The 14,329-nt window shown below is 65.2% G+C and carries 13 protein-coding genes and 1 pseudogene; 7 read left to right on the forward strand and 7 right to left on the reverse strand.

Going from position 1 to position 14,329, the window contains the following annotated elements:
• The 3 genes and pseudogenes from IPU70_RS17590 to IPU70_RS17600 form a co-directional block, all read right to left on the reverse strand.
• Nucleotides 1–168, reverse strand: a pseudogene (locus tag IPU70_RS17590) (ATP synthase subunit I); the annotation flags it as partial.
• A gap of 435 nt (nt 169–603) precedes the next feature.
• On the reverse strand, nt 604–2,154 hold the full coding sequence (locus tag IPU70_RS17595; RefSeq protein WP_207469036.1) for a DUF1254 domain-containing protein: 1,551 nt from the start codon (nt 2,152–2,154) through the stop codon (nt 604–606).
• Nucleotides 2,155–2,410: 256 nt separating this feature from the next.
• The gene (locus tag IPU70_RS17600) at nt 2,411–3,187 is read right to left on the reverse strand and encodes an enoyl-CoA hydratase (protein ID WP_207469038.1); all 777 of its coding nucleotides are present in this window, start codon (nt 3,185–3,187) and stop codon (nt 2,411–2,413) included.
• A gap of 31 nt (nt 3,188–3,218) precedes the next feature.
• On the opposite strand from IPU70_RS17600, the gene IPU70_RS17605 reads away from it, so the two are divergent.
• Nucleotides 3,219–4,997, forward strand: coding sequence for a M61 family metallopeptidase (locus IPU70_RS17605; RefSeq protein ID WP_371818979.1), 1,779 nt, complete (start codon nt 3,219–3,221; stop codon nt 4,995–4,997).
• Between the two features lie 461 nt (nt 4,998–5,458).
• On the opposite strand, the gene IPU70_RS17610 is transcribed toward IPU70_RS17605, so the two are convergent.
• Nucleotides 5,459–6,340: a LysR substrate-binding domain-containing protein gene (locus IPU70_RS17610; RefSeq protein WP_207469040.1), complete on the reverse strand. Its 882-nt coding sequence runs from the start codon at nt 6,338–6,340 to the stop codon at nt 5,459–5,461.
• 119 nt (nt 6,341–6,459) lie between these two features.
• Between IPU70_RS17610 and IPU70_RS17615 the strand changes: the two genes are divergently transcribed.
• Both IPU70_RS17615 and IPU70_RS17620 read left to right on the forward strand, forming a co-directional pair.
• Complete coding sequence (locus IPU70_RS17615; RefSeq protein ID WP_207469041.1) at nt 6,460–7,419, forward strand: tripartite tricarboxylate transporter substrate binding protein; 960 nt, start codon at nt 6,460–6,462, stop codon at nt 7,417–7,419.
• 84 nt (nt 7,420–7,503) lie between these two features.
• Nucleotides 7,504–8,265, forward strand: a complete 762-nt coding sequence (locus tag IPU70_RS17620; protein WP_207469042.1) for an aspartate/glutamate racemase family protein — start codon at nt 7,504–7,506, stop codon at nt 8,263–8,265.
• Nucleotides 8,266–8,363: 98 nt separating this feature from the next.
• Here IPU70_RS17620 and IPU70_RS17625 read toward each other — a convergent pair whose 3' ends face one another.
• Nucleotides 8,364–9,086 (reverse strand): TetR/AcrR family transcriptional regulator, encoded by a 723-nt coding sequence (locus tag IPU70_RS17625; RefSeq protein ID WP_242702560.1) that lies wholly within the window; start codon nt 9,084–9,086, stop codon nt 8,364–8,366.
• Nucleotides 9,087–9,160: 74 nt separating this feature from the next.
• Here IPU70_RS17625 and IPU70_RS17630 point away from each other — a divergent pair, with 74 nt between their 5' ends.
• Nucleotides 9,161–10,102 carry a DMT family transporter gene (locus IPU70_RS17630; RefSeq protein WP_207469043.1) on the forward strand — a complete coding sequence of 314 codons (942 nt, stop codon included), beginning with the start codon at nt 9,161–9,163 and terminating at the stop codon, nt 10,100–10,102.
• Nucleotides 10,103–10,122: 20 nt separating this feature from the next.
• On the opposite strand, the gene IPU70_RS17635 is transcribed toward IPU70_RS17630, so the two are convergent.
• A complete protein-coding gene (locus tag IPU70_RS17635; RefSeq protein ID WP_207469044.1) occupies nt 10,123–11,052 on the reverse strand; it encodes a LysR family transcriptional regulator in 930 nt (309 codons plus the stop codon).
• A gap of 101 nt (nt 11,053–11,153) precedes the next feature.
• Here IPU70_RS17635 and pcaD point away from each other — a divergent pair, with 101 nt between their 5' ends.
• Nucleotides 11,154–11,951: a 3-oxoadipate enol-lactonase gene (pcaD, locus tag IPU70_RS17640; RefSeq protein ID WP_207469045.1), complete on the forward strand. Its 798-nt coding sequence runs from the start codon at nt 11,154–11,156 to the stop codon at nt 11,949–11,951.
• A gap of 10 nt (nt 11,952–11,961) precedes the next feature.
• Here the strand turns inward: pcaD and IPU70_RS17645 are convergent, their stop codons facing one another.
• Complete coding sequence (locus IPU70_RS17645) at nt 11,962–12,864, reverse strand: NAD(P)/FAD-dependent oxidoreductase (RefSeq protein ID WP_207469046.1); 903 nt, start codon at nt 12,862–12,864, stop codon at nt 11,962–11,964.
• 124 nt (nt 12,865–12,988) lie between these two features.
• On the opposite strand from IPU70_RS17645, the gene folB reads away from it, so the two are divergent.
• Together folB and ttcA are read left to right on the forward strand one after the other, a co-directional pair.
• A complete protein-coding gene (folB, locus tag IPU70_RS17650; protein WP_013391106.1) occupies nt 12,989–13,348 on the forward strand; it encodes a dihydroneopterin aldolase in 360 nt (119 codons plus the stop codon).
• A gap of 2 nt (nt 13,349–13,350) precedes the next feature.
• The gene (gene ttcA / locus IPU70_RS17655) at nt 13,351–14,319 is read left to right on the forward strand and encodes a tRNA 2-thiocytidine(32) synthetase TtcA (protein ID WP_207469048.1); all 969 of its coding nucleotides are present in this window, start codon (nt 13,351–13,353) and stop codon (nt 14,317–14,319) included.
• Nucleotides 14,320–14,329: the final 10 nt, after the last annotated feature.

Consider the following 14,329-nt stretch of genomic DNA (forward strand, 5'->3'; position numbering starts at 1 on the left):
CGACAACGCCGACCAACCTGCCGCCGCCCCTCCGACAACCCCCGCTATCACTGCTGCTGCGAGCCCCATGGCACCTTGCGCTGCCAATGCCAACAGGAGCCCGCGGCTTGCTTGAGCATTCAGCGCCGCGCGATCCGCGTCACTGAGAACCAGAACTTTATCCGTCATGTCGTGGTCAAACATTGCTTGCTGCTGACCCTGACCTTCAACCGGACCCTGCCGCACTTCCTGCTGCATGGAGTTCTGTTGCATCAAACTTCCTCGCTTTGCTTCTTTGCCCCTATCAGAACCGGCGCGTCCCGCTGCCCGTAGCTGCCTCCCATAGCCGGCGCCAAGTCGTTGATTTCAAAAGGCTCATCAACGCCGTGCCTGCTACTTGTCAGCCGCTACGTGTTCTTATCCCGCAAGCGTCAAACCCGCAGAGTATAGCGTGATTCTTTTTACCCTAGCAAATGAACTTTCGGCCGTTTGTAAGGTGCAAACAACGCTTGGATCGGACGAAATTAGGGACGCGAATCGGCCCACAACGCACGTTGCGCCAACCCTGCGCAATGCAGCGCGGCCTCCGCAATGGAGGCCGCGCTTTATACCATCAAAACAAGGTCAGTCTTCCTTGACCGGCGGTGGCGCCCACAGACCGTCCAGCGCCGTATCCTGAGGCGAATACAGGCGCATGCTGAGCAGGAACGGCGCATCGGCGGCCGGCGAGGCGATCCAGTTCGAGCGCTTGCGTTCGCCGGGGTCGCGGCGCTGGATGTAGATGTCCAGCGAACCGTCGGCGTTGTACTTCAGGCCGTCTGTGCTGCGCAGCACGTAGCGGTTGGCCGGATTGTCGGCAAAGCCGTGGTTCGCGTCGTAGACGTGCAGCGACCAGAAGGCATTCGCCGGCGGCAACTGGCCCTTGTCGAAGTGCAGCACATAGTCCTCGTTGGAGTTCAGCGCGCGGCCCTTGGAATCGGACACCGTCACCGGGTACAGCACGTCCTCGGGCGTGGGCGCGCCCAGGCCGGCATAGGCGATGGCGGCGCGTCGCGTGTAGTCGGTGCCGTAGGTGCCGATGCCGGACAGCACGGTGCTCCAGCCGTTCATGGGCGTGCCCAGGCGCGACACGCCATCGGCGATGCGCCGGCCGGCCAGCGGCTGGGCCTGTGCCAGCGCCTGCTGCACGGCCGGATTCAGGCGTCCATACGAGAACGGTTGGCGGCTGTCCAGGCCGATGCGGCGCATGCGGTCCAGGATGGGCGTGTCGTTGGCGTGCGGCGGATTGTTGCGCATCACGTCGAAAAACAGCGTGAAGAACGAGGCGGCATCCATGCCCGCGGCCTGCTCGGCCGGCGTGCCGTCGGGCACCGTCACGGGCATGGGCGGCGGCAGGTCGCTACCGATCGGCGCCGAACCCACGCCGGGACCGGTCTGCGGATAGGCGCTGCGCGAACCGCGGTTGATGGCGGGGCGCGCGGTGGCCGGCGCGATCATTGGACTGGCGGTCATGCCGGCCTGGATCTGATTGACGGCCGCGTAGTCTTGCGGGCCGCCCGCCTGGGTCCAGCCGATCAGCCAGCCGGTGGCGGTGGGGCTGTGGATCACGTCCATGCCGGGCGGCACGCTGCCCTGCCAGCCCGGGCCGACGATGGCGAAGGATTGGGCGCCGTTGCCGTTGGTGCGCGTGCCGCGCGAGGCGAACACGTCGCTCCACATGTCCAGCGCCGACAACACCATATAGCGGTCGCCGGTGGCAGGCAGGTTCACGATCAGCGGCGCGCGCGACACGTCGAACCACAAGCTGGAATAGAGCGCATCGGCGCTGGGCCACGGCACGTCGCCCGCGCGCGGATCCGGGAAGGCGGCCTTATGACCGAATTGATTCACCGGCGCCTTGCCGTCCAGCGGCGTCTGCACGGCGGTGGCCTTGCGGCGCGCCAGCTCCATCAGCACCATCGGATAGGCGTAGACATAGGCGTCGATGGCGATGTCGCGCAGCTCTTGCTCGCTCATCTGCGCGGCGGGCGCGGAAGCGGCCGGATACGGCGTCTCGGACACCAGGCGCAAGGAGGGACGCGGCGATTGCGCCTGCGCGGCGGTAACGAAGCAGGCGCTCAGCGCGCCGGCGAGGACCGCGGCGGACCACCGGCGGGTAGCGATAGATGTACGCATGCAAGGCTCCTTCTTGGTTTTGTCTGCAAGCGAGCCGCCGCGCCGGGCTTGCCAGTTCGGGCAAGCCTCTCTGGCGCGGCACCTCGTGGTGACGCTTTTTCAGGATAGGACCGAACTCTGCAACAAGGTGCTGCCCAAGCGTTTCAAGGCGCAACACGGCGCGCACTAGAGCATGCATGCAAAAAAATCGCGCCCTGAGTGGGCGCGAGGGGCGAATCCGGGTGCGCCCGGACCGACGATCCGGGCGTAACAAGGATTAACGGTGTTTGAAGTCCGGTTTGCGCTTTTCAGTGAAAGCCGCCATCCCTTCCTTCTGGTCTTCGGTCGCGAACAGCGAATGGAACACGCGGCGCTCGAACAGCAGGCCTTCGTTGAGCGAACCTTCGAAGGCGCGGTTGACGCATTCCTTGGCCATCATGACCGATGGCAGGGACATGGAGGCGATAACGATAGCCGCGTCCATGGCTTCTTCCATGAGCTTGTCGGCCGCGACCACGCGCGACACCAGGCCGGCGCGTTCCGCTTCCTCGGCGCCCATCATGCGGGCAGTCAGCGCCAGGTCCATGGCCTTGGCCTTGCCCACCGCGCGCGGCAGGCGTTGGGTGCCGCCCGCGCCCGGGATCACGCCCAGCTTGATTTCGGGCTGGCCGAACTTGGCGGTATCGGCGGCGATGATGATGTCGCACATCATGGCCAGTTCGCAGCCGCCACCCAGGGCGTAGCCAGCCACGGCGGCGATCACGGGCTTCTTGATGCGCTTGAGCGTTTCCCAGTTGCGCGTGATGTATTCGCTGCCATACACGTCCATGTACGACCAGTCTTTCATGGCGCCGATGTCGGCGCCGGCGGCGAAGGCTTTTTCGCTGCCGGTGATGACCACGGCGCCGATACCGGCATCCGCTTCGAACGCCAGCAGCGCAGCGCCGAGCTCATCCATCAGTTGATCGTTCAAGGCGTTCAGGGCCTTGGGACGGTTCAGCGTCAGCAGGCCGACGCGGCCCCGGGTTTCGACCAGTACAAACGACTCGCTCATTGATGTCTCCGAATAAGTATGAAAGTAAGATATGTCCATGGAAAAAGACAACGCTCTGCCGCTACTTTACCGCCTCGCGCCCCACGACCCGGCCGGACACCGCTACCGGATAACCCTAAGCATCGCAGCGCCCTCCCCCGGCGGCCAGCGCCTGTCGCTGCCGGCCTGGATTCCGGGCAGCTACCTGATCCGCGATTTCTCGCGCCAGATCGAATCGCTGGCCGCCTATTCTGGCTCGCGGCGCGTGCCGGTCGAGAAGATCGACAACCACACCTGGCAGGCCGCGCCCTGCGAGGGTCCGCTGCGGGTCGAGTACGAAGTCTATGCCTGGGACCTGTCGGTGCGCGGCGCGCACCTGGACGAGACCCACGGCTTCTTCAACGGCACCAGCGTGTTCCTGCGGGTGCATGGCCAGGACCATCTGCCCTGCCTGGTGGACCTGACGCCACCGCGCTCGATCCAGGGCTGGAAGGTCTACACCAGCCTGCCGGAAGCGCGCGGCCACAAGGGCGCCGCGCGCCGCCATGGTTTCGGGCTGTACCTGGCGCCGGACTATGACGCGCTGATCGATCATCCGGTGGAGATGGGCACGCCGCAGGTGTCGAGTTTCGTGGCACATGGCGCGGAACACGAGCTGGTGTTCACCGGGGTTGTGCCCAATCTGGATCTGGCGCGGATCACGGAAGACGTACGCAAGATCTGCGAGACGCAGATCGCGTTCTTCGAGCCGCGCAGCAAGCGCGCGCCTTTCCTGGACAGTTCGGACCGCTACGTGTTCATGACGATGGTGACGGGCGACGGCTATGGCGGGCTGGAGCATCGCGCCAGCACGGCACTGATGACGGCGCGCAAGGACTTGCCGGTGATGGGCCAGCAGGGCCAGGGCGAAGGCTATCGCGGATTCCTGGGTCTGGTGAGCCATGAGTATTTCCATACCTGGAACGTCAAGCGGATCAAGCCGGAAGCCTTTGTACCCTACGATCTTGCGCAACCTGACCTGACGCGCCTGCTGTGGGTGTTCGAGGGTTTCACTTCCTATTACGACGATCTGCTGCTGCTGCGTTCGGGCGCGATCACGCAGCCCGACTATCTGCGCCTGCTGGCCAAGACCATCACCAGCGTGGCGCGCACGCCGGGGCGGACGAAGCAGTCGGTGGCGGAGAGTTCATTCGATGCCTGGACGCGCTATTACAAGCAGGACGAGAATTCGCCGAATGCGCTGGTCAGCTATTACACCAAGGGCGCGCTGGTGGCGTTGGGGCTGGACCTGCTGATCCGCCGGGAAACGGACGGGGCGCGCTCGCTGGATGATGTGATGCGTTTGCTGTGGAGCCGGTATGGGCGCGACTTTTATCAAGGCAAGCCGCAGGGTCTGGCCGAGGACGGGCTGCCGGCGTTGATCCGCGAGGCCACGGGCGTGGATACGCGGCGCTTCATTGCACGACATGCCTATGGGACGGCGGATGTGCCGCTGGCCGAATTGCTGGAGCCGCAAGGCATCAAGCTGCAATGGAAGACGGCGGCCAATATTCCTTCGCTGGATGTGCGTACGCGCAAGCAGGGCGAGTCACTGGTGCTGGCGACGGTGCTGGAGGGCGGCGCGGGGCATAAGGGCGGCTTGTCGGCCGGCGATGTGCTGGTGGCGGTGGATGGCTTGCGGGTGGATGCGCCGGCGGGGCTGGAGCTGTTGCTGGCGCAGTATCGGGCGGGGGACCGGGTCACTGTGCATGTGTTCCGGCGGGATGAGTTGAGGGAGTTCCGGGTTAGATTGAGTCCGCCTGAGGCTTTGGATTGTGTATTGACGGGTTGAGTTTTTTTACTTCGCTCGGTTTTTTTGGGGCCGTCTGTTGTGGGACGGTCCTTATTTTTTGGGCGGCCGGTTTTGGGTTCTTAAGGCCGCCCGGCGCAGCGGCCCAGCCGGTGGCGCGGGGCAACGATTGCGGTCCGGAGCCTACGCTCCGGACTGCCCCTGCGTCATCCTCGTACGCCTTCGGCTCCCTACGGATTCCCTTGGGCTTATCGACGCCCCGCGCCACCGGCTGGGCCGCCGCGCCAGGCTCCGTTGTTTGAATCTTCACGGGCGCTGGGACGAGCTGGGTGCTTGGGGTTCTGGCCTCGGTCTGGGGTCTGGCGAAGATCTTGCGGGGCCCGCCCCAGGGCGGCCGCGCAGGCGGCCTTCTGGGGCTTACGCGGGGTCTTGCGTCGGATGGTGACGCTGCGCGCGATAGCACCGCACATCAGGGCGGCCACGACATCTGCCGACCTTCATCCTTACTCCCCTTTCATCTGCGCCGCCGTCTGCAAGAACGTATCCAGCGCGCGTCTCCTGCCCAGCCGGCGGGTGACGGCGTAGACCATGGCGCGGGCGATGTCGGCGGGCAGACTGCAAATGGCGACGCGGTCGGCAGCATGGCGGCAGGTGGACCGGGGCACCAGGGCGACGCCCAGCCCTGCGGCTACCAGGGCCAGTTGGGCCGGGACTTCGGCGACGGTTTGGGCGGCGGACAGGGGCAGGCCGGCGCGGGCGCAGGTTTCGGCGAGGGTGCGGGCGAAGGCCGAAGTGTCCTGACGCAGCATCACGAAGGCTTGGCCGGCCAGGTCCTTCAGCTCCAGCCGCTTGCGGCCGGAGAGGGGGTGGCCCTTGGGGAGTACGGCCACAACGGGATCGGGCCATAGGGGCATGGACTGTAGTTCGTCGTCGTCGACGGCGGTGCGCGAGATGCTGACGTCGATGCGGTGTCCGCGCAGCGCGTCCAGTTGCGCGGCGGGGTTCATTTCATTGAGCAACACGGAGACCTGCGGATGGGACGCCTTGTAGCGCGCGATCAGGGCGGGGACGGGGCCCATGAAGTGCGATCCGGACAGGCCCACCTCGATGCGGCCCGCCAGGCCCTGGTCCACGGCGCGGACCCGCACGGTGGCGTCCTTCAGGCTGGCGAGAAGCGCGCGCACATCGTTGAGGAAAGCTTCACCGGCTTCGGTCAGGGTCACGCGGCGGTTGTTGCGGTCGAACAGCTTGACCTCGAGTTCGCGCTCCAGCTGTGCGATCTGCAGGCTGAGCGGCGGTTGCGAGATGTGCAGGCGTGCGGCGGCGCGGGTGAAGTTGAGTTCTTCGGCCAGCACGGCGAAATAGCGGAGTTGGCGGATTTCCATGGCGGTCAGTTATTTGGAAAAGATATCAAACCAGATAAAAACTATATTGGAAAATATCAATCGCCGCGAGCAGAATAGGTGCAGACCCTAGCGCACGCGACAATATCCGGAGACCTTCCATGCAAAGACTACTGGCCACCGCCTTGCTGTCCGGGGCTGCATTCGGCGCCTATGCTGCGGACGACTTTCCCAATCGCACGCTTTCCCTGGTCGTTCCCAACCCGCCAGGCGGGCTGGTGGACACGTCCGCCCGTATCGTGGCCGAGCCGCTGGCCGCTGCGCTGGGCAAGCCCGTGGTGGTGGAAAACAAGGACGGCGGCAGCGGCAACATCGCGTACCAATACGTCGCGCGGGCCAAGCCGGACGGCTACACCTTGCTGGTGTCGTACTCGGCCTATCACGTCGGCAATCCGAACCTCACTGCCAAGCTGCCCTGGGCCCCCAAGGACTTCGTGCCTGTCGGACTGGTCACGGTATCCAGCAACGTGATCGCCATACACCCGTCCATCAAGGCCGGCAACATCGCTGAGTTCGTGGCCGAGGTCAAGAACGCGCCCGGCCGCTTCAACTACGCGTCGCAAGGCGTGGGGTCGCTGTCCCACCTGGGCACCGAGGTCTTCAAGCAACAAACCGGTGTCGAGATGTTCCACGTGCCTTACCGCGGCTCGGGCGCCGCCATCCAGGACGTGCTGGCCGGCAACGTGCAGGTGTTCATCACCACGCCGCCTTCGGTGATGGGCCACGTGCAGACGGGCAAGCTGAAAGCTCTGGCTGTCACCAGCGCCACACGTCACCCCATGCTGCCTGACGTACCCACTACCGCCGAAGTGGGCCTGCCCGAATACCAGTTGGAATCCTGGGTTGCGTTGTTCGCGCCGGCAGGCACGCCGCAGCCGGTCGTCGACAAACTGGCCGCCAGCGTCGAAGCCGCGCTCAAGCAGCCCGCCACCATGCAGCGCGCGCAGGCAGCGGGCATCGAGGCACGTTTTGAAGGACCCGAGGCGCTGAACCAGCGCGTCACCACGGAACTGGCTTACTGGCAACGCACCGTCGCTGCCGCAGGCATCACTGCCGACTGACTTTCATCACCTTACGCATTGCCGATTTCCCGCGCATCGCAGCGCGGGCCGGCGTTCTTACGTCTTTATTCCAGGAGCATTGCCATGACCACTTCCCCCCGCGCCCTGCGCATCGGCCAGATCGTGCCCAGTTCCAACACCACCATGGAAACCGAGATCCCGGCCATGCTGCGTCTGCGCGAGACCATCGCGCCGGAGCGCTTCACCTTCCATTCCAGCCGCATGCGCATGAAGCAGGTGACGGCGGCGGAACTGGCTTCGATGGACCGCGAATCGGACCGTTGCGCGCAGGAACTGTCCGACGCGCGGGTGGACGTGCTGGGCTATGCCTGCCTGGTGGCGATCATGAGCCAGGGGCTGGGCTATCACCGCGTCTCGCAGGAACGCCTGCACCAGGCCACCGTGGACAACGGCGCGCCGGCGCCGGTGATTTCCAGCGCTGGCGCGCTGGTGGAAGGCCTGCACGCCATCGGCGCGCGCAAGGTCGCCATCCTGACGCCCTACATGAAACCGCTGACCAAGCTGGTGGTGGACTACATCGAAAACGAGGGCATCGAGGTGCAGGACAGCCTGTCGCTGGAGATTCCCGACAATCTGAAGGTCGGCTCGCAGGATCCGATGGCGCCGGCCAGCCATGTGGAGCGCCTGAACACGCGCGGCGTGGATGCGGTGGTGCTGTCCGCCTGCGTGCAGATGCCGTCCTTGGCGTCGATCCAGCCGGTGCAGGACCGCCTGGGCCTGCCGGTGGTGACGGCCGCCGCGGCGACGGTCTACCGGATGCTGAAGGTGCTGGACCTGGAAGCGCGCGTGCCCAACGCGGGCGAACTGCTTACCGGCAAGTACTAATCGCGGCGACCGCTAGCCTATGGGCTCACCCGCTGACATTGCACCGGGTGAGCCAGATTGCGGCGGTTCTCCATGTTTCTCGATCGAGACTCCGTCACTTACGACGCTTGATCCCGGCGGACAACAATGTCCGCCAAATTGCGGCTCAATGCGCGCAACTGCTTGGGATCGTGATAGACCCGCTCCATCACCGCGAGCCCTCTGGTAAATGCGATGACGATTTGCGCCGCCTTGTCGGGGTGAGTGGTCAACGATTCGCGGATCCCCGGGCGTGACAGCGCAGCGGCGACCGCGGCCTGAAGCTGCTCCAGCAGCGACCTTACTTTCTCGCGCACCTCTGCTCCAAGCAACCCGACCTCGATTGCGGTCTTCGTGGTGAAGCAGCCCTTGGGCGGATCGTCTGCCGTCATGCTCGCAATGGAGACGTCGAAGAAGCGCTGCAGCGCCTTTTTTGCAGACGGCGCATCCAAGGCCGCGCGGGACTCGGCCAGGACGCGCTCCACATGCCGGTCAAACGCCAGAAGAAACAATTGCTCCTTGTCGCCGTAGGCGTGGTAGAGCGAACCACGCTGGACATTCGCGGCGCCAGCGAGATCTGCCATGGACGCGCCCTGCCAACCCTTGGCCCAAAAGACCTCCAGCACCTTTTCGAGCACGACGTCTTCATCGAACTGCCTGACCATGACCATATAACCAAAGCCTCCGATAGCATCATTGACATTGACGTCAACGATGACTAATATGTCAACATTGACACCTGAATCAATTATAAGCGGAGCTAGAGCCAGCAGTTCCGTCTTGTCACGCCATTGACGGCGCATGCCGTCCGCCTTTGCCGCGCTTGACGATGATCGGGCCCATTACCAAGAGCTTGTCCCTTCTAGGGGTGACGACAATGGAAGCACCGAGCTTGATCGAGCGCCGGGCGCAGGACGGCGCCAGGGCTTCTTCCAGGGCGGGCTGGGCGGCAGTGCTCGCCGCCGCCTCTCTGTGGGGGACGACTGGCCTGGTCTTTCAGGCGTTGGGCACGGGCGGCGGAGCCGACGCGGTGTCCATCGGTTTCTTGCGGCTCGCCCTTTCCGTTCCATTCCTGCTGCTGATGGCGCGCGTGCATGGCGGAGCCTGGCTGCCATCGCTTACCCCCAAGGGGCTCTGCACCCTTGTGGCGCTGGGCATCAGTATGGCCTTCTATCAGTTGACGTATGTGCTCGCGATTGAACGGGTAGGAGTGGCTATCTCGGTGCTCATCAGCATTTGCGGAGCGCCTGTATTCGTGGCGTTGATCTCGGTGCTGTGGCTCCGAGAGCCATTTCATCTCAGAACGCTGGCGGCTCTGGTGACCGCTCTGGTCGGCACGACGCTGCTGGTTGGCCTGCCGTCGGACCTGAATCCCGATATCTACCGGTTCTGGACCGGCGTCGCGGTTGCAGTCGCCTGCGCCCTTTTCCAGGCGTTTTACGTGCTTGCCGCGCGCGCTGCCGGGCAAGTGTGCAGCCCGATGCATGCCGGTGGAATTGGCTTTGCGATAGGAGCATTGGCATTGATCCCATTCTGGTCCGCGGAGGGATTGCACCTGTCCTACTCGGTGAACGGCTGGCTGATGCTGCTGTACGTCTCGGCCGTACCCACGGCGCTCGCGCAAACGCTGTTCCTGCAAGGGATAAAAGGCACCGGAGCGATAGGCGGCGCAATCGCGAGCTTGATGGAACCGCTGGTGGCAACCCTGCTGGCCGTCGTTGTCTTGCACGAACCAATGACCGGGTACAGCGTGCTGGGCGCATTGATCCTCTTGAGCGGGATCATCATCCTCCAATGGACGCCGGATAAGCCGCGATAGGCGTGCAGGCAAGGCGCCCGTCAGCCGCTCCTGCTCTTTGAAGCGGCCAAGGCTCGGCGCAGGGCAGGCGCGGCACCCTGCAGGTAGCGCCACAGGCGGTTCGAGACCGGGCCTTGCGCACGGTCCGTGCGCCGCGCCGCCACCAGTTCTTCGACGCTGCCCGGAAGATAGCGGTTGGCTATCGAAATCAGGCTGCCGCCGCGCAGTTCGTCTTCGATCAGAAAGCGCGGCATGTGGCCCCAGCCCATGCCTTGCAGGATGATTTCCTTCTTCATCAACTGGTCCGCCACCGTGCACTGACGCGCGCCTACCACGGTGAAGTATTCCTGCGGCGGCATGTGCCTGGCGGTATCGCGCATGACGCACTGCGTGTAGTCGCGCAGCAGCGCGGGCTTGATCACGTGCGGCATGGGCTCACGCAGAAAGCCCGGCGCCACCACGGGCACGAAGGGCACCTTTGCCAGATCTACCCATTCGAGGCTGGCGTCGTTCTTGTCCACGCGATGCAGGATGAGGTCGGCCTCGCCGTCGTACAGGCGCTCCAGCGGCCCGGACACAGCCTCGAAGTGCAGGTGCAGGCGCGTGGCCGGACAGTCGGTGAAAAAGCGGCTCAAGAGGCCCAGCACGTAGGGGCGTGGGCAGAAATCGCCGATCACGATCCGCACTTCGGTTTCCTCACCCATCGCCAGTTGTTCGGCGTGCGCACGCAAGGCGGTCAACTCGCGCAGCAGCGATTGCGCGCGCGCGTGGAAAGACTGCCCGGCGGCTGTCAGGCTCACGCGATAGCCGCTGCGGTCCAGCAGAACCAGGCCCAGCTGCCGTTCCAGCTTGGCCACGGCGGCGAATACCGCCGGGTGCGAACGGTGCAGCGTTGTCGCGGCCGCCTGGAAGCCGCCGGTGCGCGCCACCGCGTCGAAGCATTGGAGGTCATGCAGGGTGAATTCGCTCATGTCTGATTTTCCGACAATGATTGTGCGAACTTTGTAATTTTTTCTTGAATGGCGCGCAACTACGATTTGCCTCACACCCAACCACCGCGAGGCCAACCATCATGCAAGACGTTTCCTACTTCACCGCCGGCGACGGCGCCCGCATCGCCTACCGCTACGACGGCCGCGCGGATTCGCCCACGCTGGTGCTGGCGAACTCCATCGGCACCACGCTGCACATGTGGGACGCGCAGATCCCCGCGCTGACCCGCCACTTCCGCGTGCTGCGCTATGACTACCGCGGCCATGGCTCGTCCAGCGTGCCGCAAGGCCCATACTCGCTGGACCGCCTGGGCGGCGACGTGCTGGAGTTGCTCGACGCGCAGGGCATCGAGCAAGCGCATTTCCTGGGGCTGTCTCTGGGTGGCATCGTCGGCCAGTGGCTGGGAGTGCATGCGCCGCAGCGCATCGACCGCCTGGTCCTGAGCAATACCTCGGCCTATCTGGGACCGTCCCCGCAATGGGACGAGCGCATCGCGGCCACGCTGCAGGCCGAAGACATGTCGGAAACGGCCGAGACCTTCCTGAAGAACTGGTTTCCTGCGTCCTGGTTGCGAGATGGCAACCCCGCCGTCGAACCGTTCCGCGCCATGCTGCTGGGTACCGACAAGCACGGCCTGGCGGGCGCATTCGCGGCTGTGCGGGACTTCGACCTGCGCCGGACCATCGCCCTGATCCCCAATCCGACACTGGTCATCGCCGGCCAGCACGACACGGTCACCGCGGCCAGCCATGGCGAACAGATCGCCGCGACCATTCCCGGCGCCAAGCTGCTGACGCTGCCGGCCGTGCACTTGGCCAATATCGAATTGCCTGAGGCGTTCGAGGCCGCAGTGGTGGAATTCCTGCTCGCGGCCTGAGCCAGCCGCCTTACTCCGCGCCACGCTCCCAGCGGCGCTGGATGGCCTTGGCCGCAACCACGCCGTCGGCCATGGAGGTCACCACGCAGGGATGCATCCTGTGCGCCACCTCGCCCACGGCGTAGATGTCCGGCACGCTGGTTTCGGCGGTGGCGAAGTCCGTGCGGATGTAGCCGCGCTCGTCGCGGGCCAGACGCAGGCTGTCGGCAAAGCCGGCCTGGGGCTCCCAGCCGTAGAAGACCAGGATCAGGTCATATTGCCTGCCGTCCACGCTGCGGCTGGCGGGGTCCACCTTGTACGGGCCGATGTGCACGCCTTCGCGGCCGGCGCGCGTCACCCATTGCTGCTGGGCGCGGACGCTGCGGGCATAGAGATGCACGCTGCGGGCGCCGCGGTTGCGCACGTAGACGTAGTTTTCGAAAGCGTTGTCGCCCCCGCCCAGCACCGCCACCGACAGGCCCGAGTAGTCCTGCGCCACGATGGGCGAGCCAGGACCGATCAGCACGCCCGGCCAGGATGCGCCCGGCGGATGGTCCGGCAGGCCCTTGGCGCGCACGCCGGAGGCGATCACCAGGGTGCGCCCGCGCACCAGGGATTCGGCGCCATCAGGGCCGGCCAGCGTGGCCTCGATGCCGCCCTTGCAGGGGCGCACCCCGGCTACGCGCGTTTCCAGCCGCAGCGGCACGCCGGCCGCGCGCACGCTGGCGTCGATATTGGCGGCCACCTGCTGCCCGGTGACGCCCGGCAGCACGGCGATCCAGTCGTCGGCGAAGGGATTGTCATTGCCCAGCCCGCCCAGCCGGGCGCCGGCCTCGACCAATAGCGGGGACAGGCCCAGCCGCGCCAACCACAGGGCGCAGGAGGCGCCGGCCGGGCCGCCGCCTACAATGACCGAATCGTGCATCTGTTGCATTTCACCCCTTATTGACTGCGCCGGCGCCTCGCGGACGCCCGGACATGGCCGGATTGTAGCCAGCGCGCCGCCCTCGTTCCGCTGTCGCCTTACAATTCCGGGCTACCCCACCCAGGTTTTCATCATGCCTACACGCCGTATCATTCTTTCCGGGCTCGCGCTCGATGCCCGCATCGGCATCCTCGAGCACGAACGCCGCGCCACCCAGCCCCTGCATGTCGACGCCGAATTCGACGTGGACATCCAGCGCTCGGTCGACGACCACGATATCCACAGCGTGCTGGACTACCGCCGGCTGCGCGAAGCCATCGTGGAAGAATGCACGCAGGCGCACGTGAACCTGATCGAAACCCTGTCGGAACAGGTCGCGGCGCGTCTGCTGGCCGACTTCCAGGAAATCCGCGCGCTGCGCCTGCGCATCAGCAAACCCATGGCCTTTTCCGACTGCGCGGCGGTAGGCGTGGAAATCCAGATCACGCGTTGACCATGAACGATATCGCTACCCCCGAGGTGCGCTTTCGCACCGAGGCCGAAGAAAAGGCCCGCCACGAAGGCAACAAGCTGACCAAGCGCCTGGCGCGCGAAACCACCCGCGCCCTGTCCGACTACAACATGATCGGGGAAGGCGACCGCGTGATGGTCTGTCTGTCAGGCGGCAAGGATTCCTATGCGATGCTGGACATCCTGCTGCAGCTGCAGAAGCGCGCCCCTTTCAAGTTCGAGCTGATCGCGGTCAACCTGGACCAGAAGCAGCCGGGCTTTCCCGACCATATCCTGCCCGAGTATCTGAAGACGCTGGGCGTGCCCTTCCACATCGAGACGCAAGACACCTATTCCATCGTCACGCGCGTGCTGGAAGAAGGCAAGACCATGTGCTCGCTCTGTTCGCGCTTGCGCCGCGGCATCCTGTACCGCGTCGCCTCCGAACTGGGCGCCACCAAGATCGCGCTGGGCCATCACCGCGACGACATCCTGGGCACGTTCTTCCTGAACCTGTTCTACGGCGGCAAGGCCAAGGGCATGCCGCCCAAGCTGGTGTCGGACGACGGCCGCCACACGGTGATCCGCCCCCTGGCCTATGTGCCGGAGACCGACCTGATCGCCTATGCGGAGCTCAAGCAGTTCCCCATCATTCCCTGCAATCTCTGCGGCTCGCAAGAGAACCTGAAGCGCAAGGAAGTGGGCCGCATGATCAAGGAATGGGACAAGCAGCATCCGGGCCGCTCGTGGAATGTGTTCAACGCGCTGTCGCGCGTGGTGCCCTCGCACCTGATGGACCGTGACTTGTTCGACTTCGTGGGCCTGAAGCCCACCGGCGTGCCGGACGCCAACGGCGACACGGCGTTCGACGCCGAGGATCCGCAGGAAGATGCCGGCGAAGCCTGTGGCGACGCACCGCCCGCGCAGGAGCCGGGCGCCATCGTCGAAAAGAAGGTGACATTCACGCGCAGTTGAAAACTGCGCG

The organism is Achromobacter sp. SD115 (assembly GCF_017355315.1).
Lineage (GTDB): Bacteria > Pseudomonadota > Gammaproteobacteria > Burkholderiales > Burkholderiaceae_B > Achromobacter > Achromobacter xylosoxidans_B.

What these genes read in the sequence shown, in the direction of transcription:
- IPU70_RS17595 (WP_207469036.1), bottom strand. Translation starts at nt 2,154, where the DNA reads ATGCGTACATCTATCGCTACCCGCCGGTGGTCCGCCGCGGTCCTCGCC.
- IPU70_RS17600 (WP_207469038.1), bottom strand. Translation starts at nt 3,187, where the DNA reads ATGAGCGAGTCGTTTGTACTGGTCGAAACCCGGGGCCGCGTCGGCCTG.
- IPU70_RS17605 (WP_371818979.1), top strand. Translation starts at nt 3,219, where the DNA reads ATGTCCATGGAAAAAGACAACGCTCTGCCGCTACTTTACCGCCTCGCG.
- IPU70_RS17610 (WP_207469040.1), bottom strand. Translation starts at nt 6,340, where the DNA reads ATGGAAATCCGCCAACTCCGCTATTTCGCCGTGCTGGCCGAAGAACTC.
- IPU70_RS17615 (WP_207469041.1), top strand. Translation starts at nt 6,460, where the DNA reads ATGCAAAGACTACTGGCCACCGCCTTGCTGTCCGGGGCTGCATTCGGC.
- IPU70_RS17620 (WP_207469042.1), top strand. Translation starts at nt 7,504, where the DNA reads ATGACCACTTCCCCCCGCGCCCTGCGCATCGGCCAGATCGTGCCCAGT.
- IPU70_RS17625 (WP_242702560.1), bottom strand. Translation starts at nt 9,086, where the DNA reads ATGCGCCGTCAATGGCGTGACAAGACGGAACTGCTGGCTCTAGCTCCG.
- IPU70_RS17630 (WP_207469043.1), top strand. Translation starts at nt 9,161, where the DNA reads ATGGAAGCACCGAGCTTGATCGAGCGCCGGGCGCAGGACGGCGCCAGG.
- IPU70_RS17635 (WP_207469044.1), bottom strand. Translation starts at nt 11,052, where the DNA reads ATGAGCGAATTCACCCTGCATGACCTCCAATGCTTCGACGCGGTGGCG.
- pcaD (WP_207469045.1), top strand. Translation starts at nt 11,154, where the DNA reads ATGCAAGACGTTTCCTACTTCACCGCCGGCGACGGCGCCCGCATCGCC.
- IPU70_RS17645 (WP_207469046.1), bottom strand. Translation starts at nt 12,864, where the DNA reads ATGCAACAGATGCACGATTCGGTCATTGTAGGCGGCGGCCCGGCCGGC.
- folB (WP_013391106.1), top strand. Translation starts at nt 12,989, where the DNA reads ATGCCTACACGCCGTATCATTCTTTCCGGGCTCGCGCTCGATGCCCGC.
- ttcA (WP_207469048.1), top strand. Translation starts at nt 13,351, where the DNA reads ATGAACGATATCGCTACCCCCGAGGTGCGCTTTCGCACCGAGGCCGAA.